This is a genomic window from Bacillus sp. KNSH39 (genome assembly GCF_052656585.1).
On sequence record NZ_JBQXYO010000001.1, the window covers coordinates 920,657 to 942,775 of the forward strand.

The following is a 22,119-nucleotide window of genomic DNA, read 5'->3' on the forward strand; positions in this document are numbered from 1 at the left end:
TCTATATAAATAGAGATCCTTTTTTTTATGTTTATAAAAAGAAAAGAAGTGAATTTGATGAAGAAGAAAAATTTTACTATTAGTGTTAAGTATGTTTTTTAGTTTTAATCAAAATACGATATTATGGAATGTCTATTCAATGGAGAAATACTAATTTACAACAACAAGGTGATGACAAAGCGTGACTGCTTATATGTCTGTTTAAACCTTTACGTGTTAATATATAAAAAGCTGACTATAAGCAGTCAGCTTTTTATATATTACATTCTAGTATTTGCCGGGCAGTAATGCCCCCATCTAAAAATTCAGCAAAAGCAAGGAAGTAGGTGAGGGATCAACTTTCCGGAAAAGCCCGATTGGTTCCAAAAGACATATTCTTTCCTTTACGTTGACATTAAAAATATTACCAATTTTTTCTTTTACAATGGCAACAAATAAAGAAACATTTACAACGACACTTATTTCGTTTAGAACTCCAATTATCATCACAATGACACTTTTCTTTAGATTTCCACCAATCATCATTACAATGTTTTTCCTGAGAACTCCAATCGTCATCACAATGACACTTTTCTTTAGATTTCCACCAATCATCATTACAATGCTTTTTCTGAGAACTCCAATCATCATCACAATGATGCTTTTCTTTAGATTTCCACCAATCATCACAACAATGCTTTTTCTGAGAACTCCAGCAATCATTTTTCCAGGACATTTATTTCTACCTCCTTTCAATAGTGTTCATATTATTCTATGTTTTAATAAAAAAATGGCTTGTTTATTAACCTACTATTTTATCTTTATATGATAGAGTGTCTTCTACTCGATATAGAATTCATACAAACTATGCTAATTTTTAAGAGAAAGTGGAGAGAACTACTACTAGTTATGGTATTTTTCAATAAACACTTGTTGAAGAAAATGTTCTGATTACAAATAATATCTTATTTTCGAGTACGCTTTTTAAATGTATATTTCACAATGAAAAATGGGAAATCCACAAATAAAGTCTATGTATATGTGAGTTAATGGGGAAATCTAGTGTGTTTTTAAGGGGCGTCTTATTTAAAAGAAAAAGGTTTGTTTTAGAAAGTGGTGTCTAAACATTAAATGGAGTAGGACTAAATTCACGGCCGCTCATTAAAAAGCTTTTAATTAGGAGAAGTCTGTTTTTATAATGAATAATGAAAAGAAAGTTTGGTACAATTGTTTGTTTTTTTCTTTTTATGTGTTTGCCTCGTACCCTTTTAAGCTAGTGGACATACTTTACTAATAGAAAGGATTAGGGGGTGAGGTATTGGGTTCTCGATTTAATAATTGTAAAAAGAAGTGTACATGTAAACAAGATGATTGTTGGGAAGTATTCGAAGAGTGTAAAAAAGAACAGCATGAGAAATGTGATAATTCTTGTGTACAAGGAATTAGAGATGAACTTAAGAAATTAATTAATCGAACAGTTCAAATTAATACAGAGGGACGTACTTATGTAGGTACTGTTTCGTCTGTCAGTTGTGATGTAGTTAGGCTTGCGGCTATTCCTGGATCGGTTGGAGTAATTATTTCCATTTGTAAAATTGAAGCAATTTTCCCACCTGTTACAACGGTTACTGCTGACTTTGATTTTAATGGTATTGATGTAGCAAACAAAGCATAATTATGCTGCTTTTTTGTAAAGCCATTCACATGAATGGCTTTATTTTAATTTTATATAAAAGGAGAATATATTCTTTATATAGAAATAAGTTTGAGGTTATAAAGCATGATGTACGAAAGGAGCAAGGAAGTGATTAAACTAGAAAGCTTTCAGAAATCTGATTTTAAACAATTAATAAATTGGATTAATTCCGAAGAATTTCTAATACAATGGTCAGGAAATGCATTCACATTTCCTTTAGACGAACAGCAATTAGAGAAGTATATAGAAAGTGCAAATACACTCGCTTTCAAAGTGGTAGATGAAGAGACTTCAGACGTTATTGGACATATTTCGCTTGGGCAAATAGATAATATTAATAAGTCCGCTAGAATTGGAAAAGTATTAGTTGGTAATACGAAGATGAGAGGACGTTCTATAGGAAAACATATGATGAAAGCAGTACTTCATATTGCTTTTGACGAATTAAAACTACATAGAGTAACTCTTGGTGTGTATGATTTTAATACATCGGCCATTTCATGTTACGAAAAAATAGGGTTTGTAAAAGAAGGCTTATTAAGAGAGTCAAAAAGAGTAGGAGAAACGTATTGGAATTTATGGGAAATGAGTATGTTAGAATATGAATGGAAGAAGTAGCAACGATAGTAATTTATAATTATATTATGTTAATAAAGGGGTTTGGTGGGTATAGTGGATAATAAAACAAAAATAATTTCAATTGCAGCTGTTTCGGGAGGAGGTAAAACTACAATTACAGAAAGATTAAAGCATAAGTTTAAAAACTCAAAAGCTCTATATTTTGATAGTTATACATTTGATAACTCTCCTGCTGATATTTGTAAATGGATTGATGATGGGGCGAATTACGACGAGTGGGTATTAACACCATTAATTCATGATATTGAGCAACTTATACAAAATAATACCTTAGACTATATTATTGTAGATTATCCTTTTGCATACTTAAATAGTGAGATGCGAAAATTCATTGATGTAACTATATTTATTGATACGCCTTTAGATATTGCGATGGCTAGAAGGATTTTGCGAGATTTTAAGGAAGGTACAATAGATGAAATACATAATGATTTGGAACATTACATGACATATGCGAGAAAAGCTTATTTAGAGGCAATTCATACTGTTAAGCCGAATTCAGATATCATATTGGATGGTTCTTTATCTGTAAGTGAAATAATTAATCACGCTGTAGAGGAACTTGGCCGAAGAGAAGTGATTGTCAATGGTTAAATGTATAACAGATGCTGTTAGGTGGATAATTGAAGTAAGAGAGAGATAAATGTGTACACTTTATTTCAATATAATTGGCAAGTAAGAGATGATTGGTTTAAGTGGTGTGAACAACTTTCAGAGGAAGATTTACTTTGCAAACTGGGGGTATGTTAGAAACATTATTTCATATTGTAGATGTAGAGTATAGTTGGATTAGTGCTCTTCAAGGATAAGAAGATAGAGAACCGCAATTTAAAGATTATCAATCGATTCAAAAAGTGAAAGCGTTATCTGATTTATATAAACGAGAACTTGAAGTTTTTTTTGCAGTCATGATCATCTAGCCTAGAATGCTAGCACACTTAAAATAAGCCGTATAAAAAGTTAATCATTGTGTGCTTTGATTATATAACGTCGGCGAAATAAATAGTGTGAGGGACAGCTATTCTAACAAGTATTTTATGTAACGTTCGTATATTTAAATTTTCTTGTAATTAATCGAATTCTAATTTTTTAGAAACGGATAATGAGGTATGGGTGGAGCTCTTTTTTATTGAATAAAATGGGTTAATTTTTCGGATTTTCATTACAATATAAAAAATAAAATTTAAATTTTGTTTGTTTTTAAGAAAAGGTGAGAAGAAAATAAAAAAAGAGGGCTAATTGGTCATCTCCCTGTCAAGTAGACAGTAATAAAAAGAGTATTATGCCACGGCCTTTTCCCGATATTCTATCGGGGAAAGGCCGTGAAGTTTTTCTTGGAACCTTTCTGTATTATAGAATTGAATATATTCTTGAATTGCTTGATAAGCCATTTCATATGTTTTTGGGCGCACTAAATACAACTTCTCTGTTTTTAAATGTGAGAAGAATGATTCGATACACGCATTATCAAAACAGTTTCCACGTCTAGAATGACTACCGACAAATCCTAATCTTTCTAACTGCTTTGCGTAAGATTTTGATGTATATTGAAACCCTTGATCTGAATGTAAAAGGGGCTTAATGGATAAGGATTTCCCCTCTAATTGTTGTAATGTAGTTAAAACCAAATCTAAATCATTTCTTCGAGATAGCTTCCAAGCGACAATTTCATTGTTATATAGGTCTAACATGGCTGACAAATAAGCAAACTGGTCTCCAATTCGTACATAAGTAATATCCGTTACATATTTTTGATTTTGTTTGTCCGCTTGAAACTCTCGGTTCAAATGATTTTTAAATATCACCGATGTTTTCCTTCCGTAAAATGGACGTTTTTTCCGGATGATAGATTGGATGCCTAATTCTCTCATGAGACGGCGAACACGTTTATGATTCATTACCATTCCTTCTCGAGCTAAAGCACGAGTCATGCGTTTATACCCATAGTAAGGGTGCTGACGATGAATAGATAAAATATGTTCTTTATGCCACATATCCCTTTTCTGACGTAAACGCTCTACGTTATGATATTTCCGCCATTTATAGTAGCCAGCCTTAGAAACTTCCGCGATTTGAAACAGCCATCGAAGTGGATAGGCTTGGCGTAATGAATCGATAAGAGAAAATCGTTCTTTCTTTAGGACCATTCCTTCCCGTGTAGATTTGGATTGCGCTTTTTTAAATACTCAACCTGCGCCTTCAAATAAGCATTTTCTTCTTCTAGACTATTAAAATTCTTTCGATTCCAGACACCACGTTGATCCTCAAAGGACTCCCCCTGTTGCGCACGTTTTACCCACTCAATAATCTGAGCATCACTCTTCACACCGAGTTGTTCACGAATTTCTCGCAATGATTTTCTCTCTTCTAATCGAAGACGAACTGCTTCTTGCTTTAGTTCTTCTGTATATTTTTGAAATGATTGTCCTTTTCTTGCCATAAAAAAATCCCCTCCAGATAAAACAGTATTGAGTCCATCATATCAGATGGACTCTTTTTTTACTGTCTACCTATAGGGGATAATACCAAATGCCCTCTTTTTTTATTAATTTGGTAATTAATCACAGATTGGTATCCCAAGCACTCTTAGAGCTAATGCTACTTGAAGGGAAATCTCTAATCTAGCAATTTCAATACCAGCTACTGAAAGAACTAAAAAAGGTTGTCCGTTTACAAATACAACGCAACTATCCATAGTTAAGCCTCCTTTCTAGTAATCTACTATAGTATATGAGTAGAACTTTAAAGTGTAATAGTTCAATTGTTGGATTTAATAGAATTAATAGATTAACCCATTTAAACTAAACAAACGAACACAACGAAAGGAAACAGAGATGGATGTATGCCTCAAAAAACATAGGTTTTAAGACATGTAATGGGATATTAAATTTATCATATTGGTCAGCTATCTATATGGGCGAGAGAGTTAAACTTGCAACCAGTTTCAGCAAATTTGCTTGGAAGAGGATGATAGAATTAAAAACCGACTTGCATCTCAAGCGCAAGTCGGTTCTATATATAAGAAGATTTCTTAATTGAAATCCTCGGATTTTTTCTGACGTATATGTAAAAACATTAAGGTGGTAATGATTAAAAAAATCATTATAGTTTGTATAATTAAATTTTTAAACTGAAGCAATATTGTCCAAGATGTAAGGGCGTCTTTAAAAGCTTGGAGTGCAGAGTACGAGGAAGGATCAAAACCATACTGTAGCAACTTTTTTGTTTCAATAAATGAAATGTTTTCTTCATCTGCATCTAATATTACTGAAATTAGTCTAGTATCTCCAAGTTTTGCTGTACTGACAAAACTATAATTACCGTTAGTTGAAAAACTAGTTTGTAAGCCATCAACACCTTGAAGTTTAATGTTTTCATTAAGGGAATATATCATTTTATTCGTATTGAAAACCTGGGAATCTTTGAAGGTAAATTGGTAAGAGGTTAGTTTCGTAATATTCAATACATCTGGAAAATCTTTTACTAATCGTGCTGCTAGTTTAGCTGCGTCTATCGCTGTTGTAGTTGATTGTTTATTTGTATTATTATTAATTCCAGTAGAGTTTAGAAATGGAGATGGTTGTAATAACTTTAGTTCTTTTGCTTTTTTATTCATTAATACTGTAAAGTTATCTTCATTTCCAGCAATGTGTTCTGCTAGAGCGAGTGCAGAACGATTATTCCCTGCCAGTAGCAATGCATGAAGTAAATCACGAACCGTTGTTTTATCATTCGATGTTACTTGTATAGGGCTTGTTTCTACTCGGAAAACTTCGTTACTTATTTGTACGAAGTCATCTAACTGTATCTTTTTATCATTTAGTTGCTCCAATACGATATATTCTGTCATTAATTTAGATAAAGTAGCTGATTGTACTGGGGTTTCTTCATTTTTTTTATAAACAATTTCACCTGAATTAGCATTTATTAAAATAGCTGATTTAGCTTGAATAATCGGACCATTTACATAAAGATAAAAATATAAAACGATAAGTGCAGTAATAAAAAAAGATAATAATAAAATAGCGAATTTCTTTAAGAATTGCATAAGCGATCCTCCTATTATGACATCAATAATAGTATTGTAAAAAGGAATGCTTAATTAGGAAGAAAGAAAAGGTAAAGAATTTCTAAAGAATTATAAAGGATTATTAAATTTAGGGTAATTATGGAAAAAGTTCAATTTCTTATATGGTAAGAAATTGAACTTTTTATTTGTAATATTAACATTTGTATGGGAGTAGTTTTACAGTGAATGTTGTTTTTTCGTCATCACTATATACTTCAATTGTTCCTTTATGCAATTCGACTATACTTTTTGCAATTGCTAATCCAAGTCCAGATCCACCAGTGTTTGTAGAGCGAGATTTCTCAACGCGATAAAAACGTTCAAAAATATGAGGTAAATCCGTACTAGGAATAGGTTGTCCGTAATTTGTTATATCAATTGTAATCATATTATTACTTTCATAAGCAGTAAGGTCAATATAGCGACCTTCGCTTCCATAAGCGATAGCGTTTATAATAAGATTTTCAAACACACGCACTAATTTGTCACCATCAGCTAATACCATGAGCTTTTGAGACGGGAAAGAAGGTCGACATTCTATATTAGCTTCTTGAACCTGTATGCGGAATTGAACAGTTAATTGTCCAAGTAACTCTACAATATCAATAGGAACAGAATACAAGCTTAATTCTTTATTTTGAACACGTGTATATTCGAACAAGTCATTCATTAATGCATTAAGACGAGTTACTTTATCGTAAATGACTTGAATATAGTATCGCAATTCCACTTCATCTCTATAATTATCATGATGGATTAAATTTACGTATCCAACTATAGAAGTAAGGGGAGTGCGTAAGTCATGTGATACATTTGTAATAAGTTCACTTTTTGCTTGTTCCGCTTGTCTTTCTTCATCAATTGAGACTTTTAATTGTTCAACAATTTCATTGACCCCGATTGCTAATTCTTCTAGATAATTATGATTTACAATAGAAACTTTATGATTGAAGTTTCCATTTGCAATATAACGAATTTCTTCTATCATTTTTTTTATACAAGTTTCATAATAAAGTTTTTTCTCGTGACGATAAAAAATGTAAAGATAGGATGAAAAAATAGAAAATAAAAACAAATAAGATACAATCATCATCCATAAAGACTCTTTAATCCCTTTATACTTTTCATAACCAAAAATTCGAATGAATTCTTTACCGAGTTCGGTTAGAGTAAGTGAACTTTCAATTACACTCGTAACGAGGCGATAAATAATTAGTTCAGTAATAGGAGTGAGTGTGATAGCTAATAAAAGCCAAAAAATAAGTTTCCATTTAGGAATATCTTTTAATATATCAAATGCTTCATTTCTCAATTTTATAGCCAACTCCCCAAACAGTATGAATAAATTTTTCTCCATTTATTACTGTTTCAAGTTTATCTCGTAAGTTGCTAATATGGACCATTACCGTCTTATTTGAACCATAACCATCTTCATTCCAAACGCGTTCGAAAATTTCTTCTGAACTAAATACTCTTCCTGTATTACTCGCAAGTAAATATAAAATATCGAATTCAATAGAGGTTAGTTTAATGTACTCTCCATTTACTTTAACTGTATGATTATGTTTGTGTATTTCAACAGAGCGAATACGAATAATACCATCTTCATTCTTTTGCGAAGTAGCATTTTGGAAAGAGGATCTTCGTAATAAAGCTTTCACTCTAGCTACTAATTCTAATGGATTGAATGGTTTGATCATATAATCATCAGCACCTGTCATAAGGCCTAATATTTTATCCATATCTTCTGCTTTTGCACTAAGCATTAGAATTGGTACAGTATTATTTTCACGCACTTCCTGACAAACTTCTAATCCGTTTCGTTTTGGCATCATAATATCCAAAATCATAAGGTCAACTTCATATGTAGAAACCTTTTGCAATGCTTCATCGCCATCATAAGCTTTATAAATGTTATAGCCTTCATTTCGCAAATAAACAGCAAGTAATTCAACAATTTCTTTATCATCATCAATAATTAATATATTTTTATTCATTGTGTAGTTCCTTTCCTTACAAATCATCAACATTACTATAATATCAAACATTTATGTACTTGTAGCGATGATTATGTATAAAATTTCATGTAACGTATTAAAAAGGAGTAAAAAGATTAATAACGAATATAAAATAACAAGGATATTTAGATTCTACATTATAATGAAAGTTAGTTATAAGGGGGATTTTCTATGTTATGTAATGATATATATTCATTTACTCCATCTGGAAAAATAGACAATGATATTAAAGCTTTTCTACTAAAATATAATAAAGAGTTTACATATAAACATTCAATTCGTGTGGCAAATGAGGCAAAAAAGATTGCAGAAAAGTTTCACGTAGATAAAGAAAAAGCAGCAATTGCAGGATATTTACATGATATTAGTGGCATTTTTCCAAACGAGGAGCGGATTGCAGTTGCTGAAGAATTTGGTGTAGAAATAGTGGAAGCGGAAAGAAAGTTTCCTATGATTATTCATCAAAAATTATCGAGGGTAATCGCAAAAGAAATATTTAAAGTCGAAGATGAAGAGATTTTAAATGCAATTTGTTGCCATACAACGTTGCGTAAACATGCAACGAAGATGGATTTAGTATTATTTGTTGCAGATAAAATAGAATGGGATCAAAAAGGGACACCACCATATTTAATAGAAATAAAAAAAGAATTGGGAAAATCTTTGGAAAAAGCAGCTTTTGTATATATTTCATATTTGTGGGAAAGGAAAGATACATTGAAAGTTATACATCCGTGGCTAGAAGAAGCATATTGGGATTTAAAAAGAATTGTACAGTAGAAAGGACAAGGAAATGCAATTAAAAGAATATATGAATCAAACATTTCCAGGAGTTACATTAGGACCCTACTTATATTCTCAGTGGGAAAATCATTTACATTTTGATTTCGGAAAAGATAAATATCAAATTGTAGAAGGAACCGACGATTTAAATATGGAATACTTTTCTCAACTTTGAAGACATATTTTCAAAAGAAGATGTAGTGTTTGTAGTGACAAATGTTTATAGATTTAAAAAGGAAAACATAAAAACTTCACAGAAAATAAATATATACAATAAATATATTAAGAAAAGAGATTTAAGATTTCATATAAGATAAGAAACGTTACCGTTTTTATTTGAAGATGAAGAAGCAGATTTATCCCGCTATTTGCCGGGCAGTAAGACCCCCCACTGATTAAAGTTTCACTTTATATTGTACATATCAATTTTCTTTTAAATGTCTTGCGGAAGATATTAAATATGAACCGCTGATACAAGCTGCTAATCATGAGGATTTTTCTGATCTGTATCTTCGATTTGGACGAAAAAAAGAAATCTCTTATCCAGATGTATTTCTCATAAATGCAAAGAAAGATATTGTGATGTTTATGTATGATGATAGAGGATGTGAAGTAATTGCGAAGAATAAAGAAATAATACGAGATTCATATAAGAAATACAAAGAATGGATTCCAGATTATGAACGAGAAAGTATAGATAACTTATTTAAATGACAATAGGGGAAGTGAAGCGTGTAATGAAACGTATTGCAATTGTATCTGCATGGGAACCAGAACTGACGTATTTGCATCAACATTATCCGAGTGAACGTGTTGAAAAAAGAGCAGCTTGGGAATTTCATTTTCATACTATTAATGAGCTGGAAATTATATCAGTTGTTACTGGTGTCGGTAAAGTAAGCTGCGCTAGTTGTGTACAATTGTTAATTAGTGAGTTTCAGCCAGATGAGTTGTTTATGACAGGAATATGCGGAAGTTTATCAAACAAGGTGAAAAACGGTCATATTGTAGTGGCACTAAACGCAATACAACACGATGTTACTGCAGCTGGCTCAGGGGAAGATGTTTTTAATTTATATAACGGTAGAACAGCACCTATTGAAACAACAAAATCACTTGTAAGAAGAATAAAAAAAATACGATCATATGATCCAATACATTTCGGTACATTTTTATCCGGAGATCAACGTATTCGTAGTTCAGAAATGAGATATTTACTCCATACCGTATATGGAGCATTGGCAGTTGATCAAGAAGTAGCAGCTTTCGCCTATGTGTGTCAAATAAATAAAAAACCATTTCTCTGTTTAAAAGCTGCTTCAGATCAAGCAAATGATAAAACGAAAGAAGAACAAAAAATTTTTAAAATGCTAGCATGCGAAAGAGCATGTGAGCATTTAATTGCCTTTTTACGTGTTTATGAGATTAATGTAGTAAATAATAGATAGTTAGAGGGTTTTAACATAAGTAATTGGAGGCATAATTATATTATGATTCAATATAAAAGGTGTAGTGATGTAAATATTGATTTAGTATATGAAGCTTTTAAAGTTGGATTTTCAGATTACATTATTAAAATGGAAGTTTCAAAAGGGGATTTTATACAACGTTTTTTGGGACCAGAAGGTAATTTGCTAGAACATTCTTTTCTTGCTTTAGAAGAAGGCAAACCTGTTGGCGTAATACTAGGTGGTATAAAGGATTATGAAAGTATTAAGACTATGCGCTGTGGAACATTAGCGGTTCATCCTAATTACCGCGGTATTGGTGTGAGTCAAAAATTATTTGAACTGCATAAAGAAGAGGCGATTCAACATGGATGTAAGCAACTTTTTCTCGAAGTCATTGTAGGAAATGACCGAGCGATTCATTTTTATAATAAGTTGGGCTATGAAAAAGTGTACGATCTTTCTTATTATAATTTAAATGATTTGACTAAAATAATGAATAAAGATTGTAAGGATATTGAAGTAAAACAATTAGAATTTCCAACTTTTAAAGATGAAATTCAGAAATGGTTAAACTTCCATATAAATTGGCAAAATGATATTGATTATATCAAAAAAACAAATCATGTATTTTATGGTGCATATGTCGATAATGACTTAAAAGGCTCTCTATGTGTAAATAAACAAGGTAAAATTAGTTTTATTTTCGTAGACAAAGATTATAGAAATATTGGTGTTGGGATGAAATTATTACAAATAGCAAGAGAAGAATTAAATTTATCAAGTTTATCAATTGGGTTTCCTAACAATAATTTACTGGAAGGTTTTCTTAAGAAATGTGGATTTGAAAAGAATTCTTTAGCGCAATATGAAATGTATTTATTACTCTAAGAGCGGAAAGATTTATTCTTTTCGCTTTTTATTTTGCTGTTACGTTGGTAAATGCTCCGCAACTATAATTTATAATGAGAGGGATTTTGTTTATCCTTAAGTTATTTTTTAAATTGTCAATTTCATGCTAATAATTTTCTTTGTATAATATTCTAATTTTATGTAGAATAGATACGATGGGAGGGGATGAAATGAATAATGGATTAAAGTTTAAGATTTTTGAATTGCATTGTCTCGTTCAAAAGACTTATTCTGATATTAAAATAGCGTGTGATATTGCTATTTATCAAGAAAACACTTCTAAATATTTAATTTCATTAGGATTTTTAAATAAATCATATATGACTTATATAGAAGCAAAAAGATTCTATCGCGAAAATGAAGAGCTTGTAAGTGTAGAATTTGATAATTTCTTTGATATGTATGATAAATTAGAAAACGAATTAAAACAAGTTATTTCAACTGAAGATAAAAATCCTTCATTGTTACATAGCAGACTTGATCAGTTTCAGCAGAAAGTTGAAAATATAAATGACCTAATAAAAGTATTGCAAAATGCTCGTTAATGAATGCTTTTTTCTGTTCGTATAGAAATTATGTATTAAAAACATTTTAGGGATATTACATATTGAAGAGGTGGCTTTTGTAGATTACAAAAGTCATCTTTTTATGTTAGGAATAGATTGTATACATTTTAGCAGTTTCATATAAATAATAGAAATTTATACGAGGTAAATATCATGGGAAATAAAAAAGAAATAGCTATAGTTGCATTAACAACAGGATTCGTTTTAACAAGTGTAACACCATATGGAGTAGGTCATGCAGAGGAACCTGGTCAAATGCAAGTTGAAATTCAAGAGGATTCGTTCCGTACAGGTGATCTGACACAACCATCAAAAAAGGCACCAGAGAATGTAGTGAAAGATGCACTTAAGGAAAATACGGAGCATGCTTTGTCTCCAAAACAAGTTAGTGCAGAAACAGGAGTAGATTACAAGGTTCTTCAAAAACGTGGTTCTTATGATGGAACTACACTTGTGCGCATGCAACAAATATATGAAGGAAAAGAAGTATATGGCCACCAGTTGACTGCTCACGTAGATAAAAAAGGTATTATTAAAAGCATTTCAGGAGCTAGCGCACAAAATTTAACACAAGAAGATTTAAAGAAACCTATTAATTTATCAAAAGAAGAAGCAAAACAATATATTTATAAAAAGTACGGAAACGATACTAAATTTATTTCTGAGCCAGAAGTTAAGGCAGTTATTTTTGTTGATGAAAATCATGGGCAGGCTAGCAATGCATATCAAGTTACATTTGCTGCTACAACACCAAATTATGTATCTGGAACTTATTTAGTGAATGCTCATAATGGTGAAATGTTAAAAGATATGGTACAAGAATCAAGTTTGAAAATAAGTGAAGAGTATGTTGAATCCGTTAAGGAAAATAAAACTAGCAATTTTACATCATTAACTGGAACAGGAAAAGATGATTTAGGCGTAACTCGTACATTTGGTATTTCTAAACAGACCAGTGGGAATTATGCGCTTGCTGATTACACAAGAGGACAAGGAATTGAGACATATGATGTAAATTATAGAGATATTACAAATGAAGAAAGTTATTATCCTGGTATACTAGCAACTAGTGTTTCAACAACATTTAATGATCCAAAGGCGGTAAGCGCTCATTTCTTAGCAACAAAGGTATACGATTTTTATAAAGAAAAATATAAGCGTAATAGTTTTGATAATAAAGGAAAAAAAGTAGTTTCAGTTGTACATGCATGGGATTCTGGAGGAACAAATGATCCTGAAAATTGGGAGAATGCATTTAGTACTAATATTAATAACATTAGTATGCTTTTATATGGAGATCCCATGGTAAAAGCGTTCGATATAGCCGGTCATGAATTTACACATGCAGTTACATCAAGTGAATCTAACCTTGAATTTTCAGGAGAATCTGGGGCAATTAACGAAGCATTATCGGATATTATGGGAACGGCTATAGAGAAATACATAAATAATGGGGAATTTAACTGGACAATAGGAGAACAAACTGGATCGACTTTTCGTAATATGAAAAATCCAACTGCAATTAATTTTTCAGAAGGACTACCGTATCCGGATGATTATAGTAAATATAATGATTTAAATGGAGAGGATTATGGAGGCGTTCATTTTAACTCAAGTATTATTAATAAAGTTGCGTATTTAATGGCACAAGGTGGTACTCATAACGGTGTAAATGTAAATGGTATTGGTGAAGATAGAATGTTTGATATTTTCTATTATGCAAATACTGATGAATTAAATATGACTTCTAATTTCTCTGAATTGAAATTGGCATGCCTTAAAGTGGCAACTAATAAATATGGAGCGAACTCAATTGAAGTTCAAGCAGTCCAAAATGCTTTTGATGCGGCAAAAATTACAGGAACGGTGAAAGAGAACGAAAAAACAGCAGAAAACCAAGCTCCAGAGTTAACTGTACCGTTTACGATTACACTACGTGTAGGTGATACGTTTGATCCAATGAGAAATGTAAAAGCTGTTGATAAAGAAGATGGTGATTTAACAAATAAAGTAAAGCATAAAGGCGATGTAGATACTTCAAAACCAGGTACATACATTGTGGAATACATGGTTGTTGATTCTCAAGGGCGGAATGCAACGGCAACACAGACTGTAATTGTAGAGGGAAATGGAGAAACATCAGATTTAGAACCTAAATTAACAGTGCCTGTTGGAGCGACAATTCATGTTGGAGATTCATTTGTTCCAATGGCAGAAGTATTAGCTATCGATAAAGAAGACGGTGATCTCACTTCTAAAATCAAAGTTGATGGTGAAGTAGATACAACTAAAGCCGGTACTTACGTATTAACGTACACGGTTACAGATTCTAAAGGTCATGAAGTAACGGCGAAGCAAACTGTAACGGTCAAAGTTAGAGAAGAAGTTAAAAATGATAAACCAATACTAAAAGTACCTGCTACAACTTCAATTACTGAGGGTGATCAATTTGATCCATTGGTAGGGGTATCAGCTACTGATAAAGAGGACGGTGACCTTATTTCTAAAGTAGCGTATGAAGGAACTATAGATACAACTAAAGCTGGTACTTATGAAATAATATATAGTGTTAGAGATTCCGTGGGTAATGAGGTAAATGCAATACAAAAAGTATTAGTGAAAGATAAAGAAACTAGCAAAGCTAATGGCCTTGCTAATAAGGAAAATAAGAGTAATATCCCAAACAACAGTAATAGCGATAAAAAAGAATATACATATAAGGAGCTTCCAAAGACGGGTGTAAGTACAACTAACAGTGCAGCAATCGGCATATTGATGATTATTACAGGCACAGTACTCACTTTTGTTCGCAAATTTAGAAAGATACAAAAATAATAGTAGGGATCATTCGTTTGAAGAAAAGAGTTCATTATTCAAAAGAAATAAAGTAGAAAGTAAGTAAAACAAAATATGGATTTTTTACTTAATAAGATTTTAGTAGTTAAGCGGTGCATTTGGCTTCTATAAAAATTTGTAGTTGGATCATGTTCTGTCTACAAAACTACATTACATAAAAAACACGTTACTATTCTCATTAAAATAAAAGAATAGTAACGTGTTTTTTGGTTTGGAAAAAGCATAAATCCTATAGTTCATGAATCTGGGAGTGCTTCTAATCTGCCATTGATGAGTTACTGAAAACATTTTGTTTTAATGGAAGTTTCACTCTAAATGACAACATGAGATTTTCGATATTTACCAGGTGTTTCATTGGTGAATTTTTTAAAAATTTTAGTGAAATAACTTTGATCGCTAAAATTAAGCGAAGCGCATATGTCTGATAAAGGATAGGTGGTGAAAGTTAATAATTTCTTTGCTTCTTCTATTCGTTCACGTTGAATGTACTCAATTAATGAAATACCGACTTCTTTTTTAAATAATATAGATAAATAATCTGAATTCACATTTGCAAATTTAGCAACTTGTTTAACAGATATTGGATTGTAAATATTTTTAAAAATGTAGTTTTTGCAAATAGCAATAGTCTGTGAATGTTGCTGTGTTTTTTGTGCCTTTACACGGTCTGCAAAGGTACAAAAAGCATTTTTTAATAAATCCCAAACAGATTCTTTGTCTTTTAAATCTTCTGTTCTTTGAATATGTAAATCATAAATTTTGTAAGCAATCCCAGATGGAAGTCCCCCTTTTATCGCATATCTAGTAGCGAGCGTGATGGATGAAATACAAATGTTTTTATGACGTCTTAATTGATGGAATGAAGATAAAGATGAAAGAGTCTCTTGTTGGAATTCGTAATAATATTTGAGTACGGTTTCTTTATCCCCGTGTTCTATAGAACTAAGTAGTTGCTGCTCTATATATAAATTATGATAAATGGATTCGTCTTTTTGCATTGAAATATATACATCTTCGTTTAAGATGCTGCTATGACTTATATGAAGTGAGTCACTGTTATTTGAAAAGGTGCTTACATCTGAATTTTTTTTATAGAGAATGCTATAGAACAATATCGCTATATTTACAAAGAAATTTTGATCTTTGACTGACAATGAAAAATAATGGTCTCTTGTTCTTTTATAATTTGGAATAAAATTAAGGTTACTATCCGCTTTACTTGTAGAAGAATTCACATGTGTCAAGGGCCCAATAATAACAGTACCGTTCACCATATAATCGCTCTTTATGTGAATTAAAATAAAGTGCCCTAGATATTCGTGAGTTCTGAAGATGGGGGAATTATATGTATCATTTCTCTGAAAAAGCATATGTAACTCTTCTATTTTTGATGTATATAACGAATGTGAATCATTTTTTGATTTAAATTCTAAAAGAATATTTTTGTTACAATCTAAAAAACAAACTGGAATTTCGAAAGATTGAAAAAACATATTGCAAATGTACTCTATTTCAACTAGACTGAGTTTTTTAGTCATATTCTTCCTCCTTACAGTTATGCGTAATAGTTAAATAAACATATATTCCTTTTTCATAAGTAGATACGGAAAACCTTTATCAATAAAAAATATAAATAAAAGTTATAAACTTCTAAGAATAATACCATAATTTAACATGAATAGCACATATTATTTGAATATACAGGTAATAGTTTTGGACAGTAACGTAAAATATGAATCGTCACACTTATTTGTTGGTTATTACTTATATGTATTAAAAAATGATTAAGATTGGATTTTAAATAGGGATAGGAAGTGAGAAATGAATAGATTGACAGTAAGTGAATAGTCGAAATTAGCGGTGAAAGCTATTATGCAACAAATGTAATGATTCTTGAAATAGGGATATACGTGTAATTTAGGGGAGAAAATTACATATATCATGTGGAGAGACAACGTAATAATAGAAGATAAGAAAAGTGAATAAGTGATTGTAAACAATGGATTGTTGGACGACTATGTTTTATGTTATTCGTTTAAATCTGATACTTGGCACACTATTGCTTTTAAGAAGGTAATAGTAATAAAGAAATTTTTAAAATGATAGAAGTAGTAAAGGGGATAAGAGAAATGAAAAAAATATTTAGTGTGCTTTTAGTGTTATTCTTAACATTTTCTACATGGTCTAGTGTATTAGTAAAGGCAGATTCACCATCTAAAGGTACTTTAACGATTCATAAGTATGAACAAGAAAAAGATGGAGCGCAGGGACTAGAAGGTGACGGTTCTGCAAATCAAGAGGTGCCAAAGGATGTGAAACCATTAAAAGGTGTAACGTTTGAAGTAAAAAGGGTTGCTTCTTTTGAAAAAATTTCAAACGATGGGAAAATCGTAAAAGAAGACGTGAAACCTGTAATGGGAGCCACTCCAAATCAAGTAGTAACAGATGATAACGGACAAGCTATATTAAAAGATCTTCCGCTAGGACGTTATGAGGTGAAAGAAGTGGCAGGACCTCCACATGTTAATCTAAATCCCAATACGTATACAGTGGATATTCCATTAACAAATAAAGAGGGTAAGGTGCTAAACTATGATGTTCACATGTATCCCAAAAATGAGATTAAACGTGGTGCAGTGGATTTAATAAAAACTGGTGTAAATGAAAAAGCATTAGCAGGTGCAGTATTCTCTTTATTTAAAAAAGACGGTACAGAAGTGAAAAAAGAGTTAGTAACAGATGCTAATGGTCATATTCGCGTGCAAGGATTGGTGTATGGAGAATACTATTTCCAAGAAACAAAAGCTCCGAAAGGCTATGTAATAGATCCAACTAAACGTGAGTTTTTTGTTAAGAACTCCGGAACAATTAATGAAGATGGAACTATTACTTCTGGTACAGTAGTTAAATTAGAAGTGAAAAACTATGAAGAACCAACAATTGATAAAAAGATTAACGGAAAATTGGAAGCGTTACCAATCAATCCGTTAACTAATTATAATTATGATATTAAAACATTAATTCCAGAAGACATTAAGGAATACAAAAAATATGTGGTAACAGATACTTTGGATAATCGTTTAGTGATTCAAGGAAAGCCAATCGTGAAAATTGATGGAGCAGAAGTAAATGCAAGCATTGTAGAGGTAGCTATAGAAGGTCAAAAGGTAACAGCTACAGTAAAAGATTTCACAAAATTAGATGGTAAAAAAGAATTTCATTTGCAAATTAAATCTCAAGTAAAAGAAGGAGTACCATCTGGTTCGGAAATTTTCAATACAGCAAAAATACATTTTTCAAATAAAAATGATGTAATTGGAGAAAAGGAATCTAAACCCGTAGTTGTTATTCCGACAACTGGAATAATTGAGTTAACAAAAATTGATGGTGCTAATAAGAATAAATTAAAAGGTGCAGAGTTTGTACTTAAAGATAATAATGGAAAAATAGTTGTCGTAGCAGGAAAAGAAGTAACAGGTGTATCAGATGAAAATGGTGTTATTAAATGGTCTAACATTCCATATGGAGACTATCAAATTTTTGAAACGAAAGCACCAACATATACAAAAGAAGATGGTACAAAAGCATCTTATCAATTATTAAAAGACCCCATTGATGTAAAGATTAGTGAAAATAATCAAACGGTTAAATTGACGATTGAAAATAATAAAAGTGGATGGATTCTTCCGGTAACGGGTGGTATAGGAACGACTCTTTTTACTGTAATAGGCCTTACTTTAATGCTTACAGCGGCATTTGTTTTCTTTAGAAAAAAGTTTGCTAGAAATTAAGATTTTAGGAACATGTAACCATATGAAAAGGGGAGAAGCAAAATGCTTTCCTCTTTTCGATATTTAAGCGTATACAGAGGTGGAAATATGAAACGAAATCTTGTTTTGGGAGGTATTTTCTTATTTGGATTAGGTATTTTTTTATATCCTACTATTAGTAATTGGTTGGCGACCCGTACACATTATTCTGAGATTAGCTCTTACGATAAGAAGATTAAAGCATTACAAAAGAAAGAAGTCGAACGTAGGGAAAAAGAAGCAGCCGAATATAATAAACAAGTTCAAACTTCTGCGAAAATATTTACAGATCCATTTTCTGAAAAAAAAAGTAATCATCAAGCGTATGCTGATGCGTTAAATTTAGGAGATGTAATGGGGTATATTGAAATATCGAAAATTAATATAAAACTGCCAATCTATCAAGGGACCTCTGAGGAAGTATTAAGTCGCGGGATAGGTCATTTAGATTTTTCTTCGCTCCCGGTAGGTGGAGAAAATACGCACACTATTTTAACAGGGCATCGTGGTTTACCATCAGCAAAATTATTTACAGATTTAGATAAGTTGAGTGAAGGAGATCTTTTTTATATTCATTCTTTAGACAAAGTTCTTGCTTATAAAGTAGATCAAATTAAAGTAGTGTTACCACACGAAATGGAAGATCTACAAATTGTAGAAAATAAAGATTATACAACTTTAATTACGTGTACGCCTTATGGAGTAAACACCAATAGATTGCTAGTTCGAGGTGAGCGTGTGGAGTTAAACGAGAAAGAAAAACAAAAAGTGAGTACAGAGATATTTATGTTTAATAAGTGGACTGTAATAGTTCCACTCCTATTGTTATGTGTGTTTCTAGTCGTAATTTATAAGAAAAGGTTTACTCGATAGAATGTATGTATTTATCCTGCATTAATGGGAAGTGGGACCGTAAATTCAGAGATAAGTAAAGAAGGTATATAGGGGATTGAAGTAAATCATCATTAATAAAAATTTCATTTTATTCGACTATAGAAAAAATACGGTAAAGGTGGGAACAAAGGAATTGAGGCTACGATTAAAGCTGGTAAGTATTCATTTTATTGTTTTGTTAATGTTAAGTGTAAGTTTTGTCATATATGTACCAAAAGAAGTATATGGATCCACGACAAACTTAGAAGGTCTAGGTGATATATCGCGCTATAATGCTGTTGTCTTTGGTAACCATAAAGCAATAGGTGGCGACATTGAAGGAGCAATTGCAGTTCAAGGTGATATGGATGCATCGGGGTATACAATTGTAGGTGCTGCAGCGGGAACATCTAATATAGTAGGTGAAAAATGGGTTGATGAGGGATATCCGTCCTTGTTATTGTCTGGAAAATTTAAGAAATCAAGAGAAGAATCTTTTATCATTCAAAACGGAATAGTCGTAATGACAAAAGAGAGTGATCCAGATCGCATCATACAATCCTCTTATGATCGTATCGTTTATAAAGAAAAACTAGAAATTGACGCGAAATTTAATGAATTTCGCAATATAGTGAACCAAGTCAGTAAAAATGCAGGTCAATATAAAACAAATACCCCAATTCCAAATATGAGTCATGGAATCGGAAAAGATATAAACAATCCTAATATTTATGTTTCATCAGAATTGACAGGGAAAATTAATTTAGAGATAAGAGATGTATTTTTACCGAGTGCTAAGGACAAAGATTTTATTGTTATGTATTCGGATGCAACAGAGGTTACATTTAAAAATGGGTCTATTCTATATGACACGAACAATATTGGAAGGGCTACAGATATAGTTCCTACATCACAACCATATTCTCCTAATTCCCCGTTTACTGAGCTATATGGGAAAGTGATTTGGGTTTTTCCAAATGCGAAAAAAATTATAACAGAGGGATATGGTGTCGTTGGTAGTGTGTTTGCCCCCAATGCTGTATTAGAAACAAAAGGCGGTTCGATTAATGGACAAGCATTTGTCGGTGCGGTACAACAAACTGGTGGATTTGAATTTCACAATTTCAAATTTAACTGGCAACATTGGAACAAGCCTAGTACAGGAAAAATAAAAATAAAAAAGGTTGATAGTAATAATGTTAATAAAAAATTGATCGGAGCAAAGTTTCATATAGAAGATTCAAATAAAAAAGTAGTTGGAGAACTAGTAACAAATGAAGAAGGAGAAGCGATATCAAAAGACTTACCAAAAGGAAACTATACCCTTGTAGAAATAGAAGCGCCAAAAGACTATGAATTATTAAAAGATAAAATAGCTGTAAAAGTAGAAAAAGATGCAGTAGTAGAAATTAAAATAGGAAATAAGAAATTGCCAGATCCAATGGGAAAAATGAAGTTAGTGAAAGTAGACATAAGTGATAAAAATAAAAAGCTAGCAGGGGCAAAGTTTCATATAGAAGATTCAAAAGGAAAAATAGTTGGAGAACTAGTAACAAATGAAGAAGGAGAAGTAATATCAAAAGACTTACCAAAAGGAAACTATACCTTAGTGGAAGTAGAAGCACCTAAAGGTTACGAATTATTAAAAGAAAAAACAACTGTAAAAATAGAAAAAGATGCAGTAGTAGAAATTAAAATAGGAAATAAGAAATTGCCAGATCCAATGGGGAAAATAAAGCTTGTGAAAGTAGACATAAGTGATAAAAATAAAAAACTAGCAGGGGCAAAGTTTCATATAGAAGATTCAAAAGGAAAAATAGTTGGAGAACTAGTAACAAATGAAGAAGGAGAAGTAGTATCAAAAGACTTACCAATAGGAAATTATACCTTAGTGGAAGTAGAAGCACCTAAAGGTTACGAATTATTAAAAGAAAAAATAACTGTAAAAGTAGAAAAAGATGCAGTAGTAGAAATTAAAATAGGAAATAAGAAATTACCAGATCCGACTGGACAATTTGAAATTGAGAAAGTTGATGATAAGGATATCAATTTAAAACTACAAGGCGCTATATTTCAAGTCTTAGATAAAGAGGGTAAAGAAGTGGCTAGATTAACAACGGATGAAAAAGGAAAGGTGATTTCCAGTCAATTAGTACTTGGAAAATATACGATAAAAGAAATAAAAGCGCCAAACGGATATATGTTACTTAGGGATCCAATAGAAATAGAAATTACAGAAGCAGTAAAGACACAAAAAATAACAGTGAAAAATGCGAAGAATAATTGGGTAATTCCTAATACTGGTGGGAGCGGAACAACAATTTTTTACGTAATTGGTATTATGCTAATGTTTGGTGTGCTATATTTCTGTAAGAAAAATCGTATATTATGAACTAATTTTATAGAGTTAGACAGATTGTTACGTTAGAGAGTTTTTAGGACATGAGTTCGGTATTGTACTGGACTCATGG

The 22,119-nt window shown here is 31.6% G+C and carries 18 protein-coding genes and 3 pseudogenes; 14 read left to right on the forward strand and 7 right to left on the reverse strand.

Annotated elements, in window-relative coordinates; all coding sequences use genetic code 11:
• Positions 1–297: 297 nt before the first annotated feature.
• Positions 298–735: a hypothetical protein gene (locus ACUL40_RS04530; RefSeq protein ID WP_173602377.1), complete on the reverse strand. Its 438-nt coding sequence runs from the start codon at positions 733–735 to the stop codon at positions 298–300.
• A gap of 562 nt (positions 736–1,297) precedes the next feature.
• On the opposite strand from ACUL40_RS04530, the gene ACUL40_RS04535 reads away from it, so the two are divergent.
• The 4 genes and pseudogenes from ACUL40_RS04535 to ACUL40_RS04550 all read left to right on the forward strand — a co-directional run.
• Positions 1,298–1,654 carry a hypothetical protein gene (locus ACUL40_RS04535; protein WP_000535577.1) on the forward strand — a complete coding sequence of 119 codons (357 nt, stop codon included), beginning with the start codon at positions 1,298–1,300 and terminating at the stop codon, positions 1,652–1,654.
• Positions 1,655–1,759: 105 nt separating this feature from the next.
• Positions 1,760–2,293: a GNAT family N-acetyltransferase gene (locus tag ACUL40_RS04540; RefSeq protein WP_002182765.1), complete on the forward strand. Its 534-nt coding sequence runs from the start codon at positions 1,760–1,762 to the stop codon at positions 2,291–2,293.
• 45 nt (positions 2,294–2,338) lie between these two features.
• A complete protein-coding gene (locus ACUL40_RS04545) occupies positions 2,339–2,908 on the forward strand; it encodes an AAA family ATPase (protein ID WP_000513268.1) in 570 nt (189 codons plus the stop codon).
• Between the two features lie 51 nt (positions 2,909–2,959).
• Positions 2,960–3,222: pseudogene (locus ACUL40_RS04550) on the forward strand (DinB family protein); the annotation flags it as partial.
• 372 nt (positions 3,223–3,594) lie between these two features.
• Here ACUL40_RS04550 and ACUL40_RS04555 read toward each other — a convergent pair.
• Positions 3,595–4,754, reverse strand: a protein-coding gene (locus tag ACUL40_RS04555; RefSeq protein WP_445423132.1) for an IS3 family transposase whose coding sequence is annotated in 2 segments (ribosomal slippage) — positions 3,595–4,496 and positions 4,496–4,754 — 1,161 coding nt in all. Because the reading frame shifts where the segments join, the coding sequence is not laid out codon by codon here.
• Positions 4,755–4,871: 117 nt separating this feature from the next.
• Positions 4,872–5,009, reverse strand: coding sequence for a DUF3956 domain-containing protein (locus ACUL40_RS04560; protein WP_000376554.1), 138 nt, complete (start codon positions 5,007–5,009; stop codon positions 4,872–4,874).
• Positions 5,010–5,174: 165 nt separating this feature from the next.
• Here ACUL40_RS04560 and ACUL40_RS04565 point away from each other — a divergent pair.
• A pseudogene (locus ACUL40_RS04565) lies at positions 5,175–5,285 on the forward strand (DinB family protein); the annotation flags it as partial.
• A 60-nt stretch (positions 5,286–5,345) separates the two neighbouring features.
• Here ACUL40_RS04565 and ACUL40_RS04570 read toward each other — a convergent pair.
• From ACUL40_RS04570 to ACUL40_RS04580, 3 genes are all read right to left on the reverse strand, one after another.
• Positions 5,346–6,362 carry a D-alanyl-D-alanine carboxypeptidase family protein gene (locus ACUL40_RS04570; protein WP_098214383.1) on the reverse strand — a complete coding sequence of 339 codons (1,017 nt, stop codon included), beginning with the start codon at positions 6,360–6,362 and terminating at the stop codon, positions 5,346–5,348.
• 175 nt (positions 6,363–6,537) lie between these two features.
• Positions 6,538–7,695: a sensor histidine kinase gene (locus ACUL40_RS04575; protein ID WP_001243312.1), complete on the reverse strand. Its 1,158-nt coding sequence runs from the start codon at positions 7,693–7,695 to the stop codon at positions 6,538–6,540.
• Complete coding sequence (locus ACUL40_RS04580) at positions 7,685–8,380, reverse strand: response regulator transcription factor (RefSeq protein ID WP_001038807.1); 696 nt, start codon at positions 8,378–8,380, stop codon at positions 7,685–7,687. Before ACUL40_RS04580 ends, ACUL40_RS04575 begins: the two co-directional genes overlap by 11 nt.
• 192 nt (positions 8,381–8,572) lie before the next feature.
• On the opposite strand from ACUL40_RS04580, the gene yqeK reads away from it, so the two are divergent.
• From yqeK to ACUL40_RS04610, 6 genes and pseudogenes are all read left to right on the forward strand, one after another.
• Positions 8,573–9,181 carry a bis(5'-nucleosyl)-tetraphosphatase (symmetrical) YqeK gene (gene yqeK / locus ACUL40_RS04585; protein ID WP_445422849.1) on the forward strand — a complete coding sequence of 203 codons (609 nt, stop codon included), beginning with the start codon at positions 8,573–8,575 and terminating at the stop codon, positions 9,179–9,181.
• A 13-nt stretch (positions 9,182–9,194) separates the two neighbouring features.
• Positions 9,195–9,898: pseudogene (locus ACUL40_RS04590) on the forward strand (DUF3885 domain-containing protein).
• The gene (mtnN, locus tag ACUL40_RS04595) at positions 9,895–10,632 is read left to right on the forward strand and encodes a 5'-methylthioadenosine/S-adenosylhomocysteine nucleosidase (protein ID WP_000151939.1); all 738 of its coding nucleotides are present in this window, start codon (positions 9,895–9,897) and stop codon (positions 10,630–10,632) included. Before ACUL40_RS04590 ends, mtnN begins: the two are co-directional and overlap by 4 nt.
• A gap of 42 nt (positions 10,633–10,674) precedes the next feature.
• On the forward strand, positions 10,675–11,523 hold the full coding sequence (locus tag ACUL40_RS04600; RefSeq protein ID WP_048519177.1) for a GNAT family N-acetyltransferase: 849 nt from the start codon (positions 10,675–10,677) through the stop codon (positions 11,521–11,523).
• Between the two features lie 191 nt (positions 11,524–11,714).
• Entirely contained in the window at positions 11,715–12,089 is a 375-nt protein-coding gene (locus ACUL40_RS04605) for a hypothetical protein (RefSeq protein WP_001059022.1), read from the forward strand.
• Positions 12,090–12,263: 174 nt separating this feature from the next.
• Positions 12,264–14,945 carry a M4 family metallopeptidase gene (locus ACUL40_RS04610; protein ID WP_445422850.1) on the forward strand — a complete coding sequence of 894 codons (2,682 nt, stop codon included), beginning with the start codon at positions 12,264–12,266 and terminating at the stop codon, positions 14,943–14,945.
• 332 nt (positions 14,946–15,277) lie between these two features.
• Here ACUL40_RS04610 and ACUL40_RS04615 read toward each other — a convergent pair whose 3' ends face one another.
• A complete protein-coding gene (locus ACUL40_RS04615) occupies positions 15,278–16,504 on the reverse strand; it encodes a helix-turn-helix domain-containing protein (RefSeq protein WP_075677045.1) in 1,227 nt (408 codons plus the stop codon).
• Between the two features lie 591 nt (positions 16,505–17,095).
• Between ACUL40_RS04615 and ACUL40_RS04620 the strand changes: the two genes are divergently transcribed.
• The 3 genes from ACUL40_RS04620 to ACUL40_RS04630 all read left to right on the forward strand — a co-directional run bounded on the left by ACUL40_RS04620 (position 17,096) and on the right by ACUL40_RS04630 (position 22,040).
• A complete protein-coding gene (locus ACUL40_RS04620; protein WP_166669624.1) occupies positions 17,096–18,757 on the forward strand; it encodes a SpaA isopeptide-forming pilin-related protein in 1,662 nt (553 codons plus the stop codon).
• 87 nt (positions 18,758–18,844) lie between these two features.
• A complete protein-coding gene (locus ACUL40_RS04625) occupies positions 18,845–19,648 on the forward strand; it encodes a class C sortase (protein ID WP_166669623.1) in 804 nt (267 codons plus the stop codon).
• Between the two features lie 154 nt (positions 19,649–19,802).
• Positions 19,803–22,040, forward strand: coding sequence for an MSCRAMM family protein (locus tag ACUL40_RS04630; RefSeq protein ID WP_445422851.1), 2,238 nt, complete (start codon positions 19,803–19,805; stop codon positions 22,038–22,040).
• Positions 22,041–22,119: the final 79 nt, after the last annotated feature.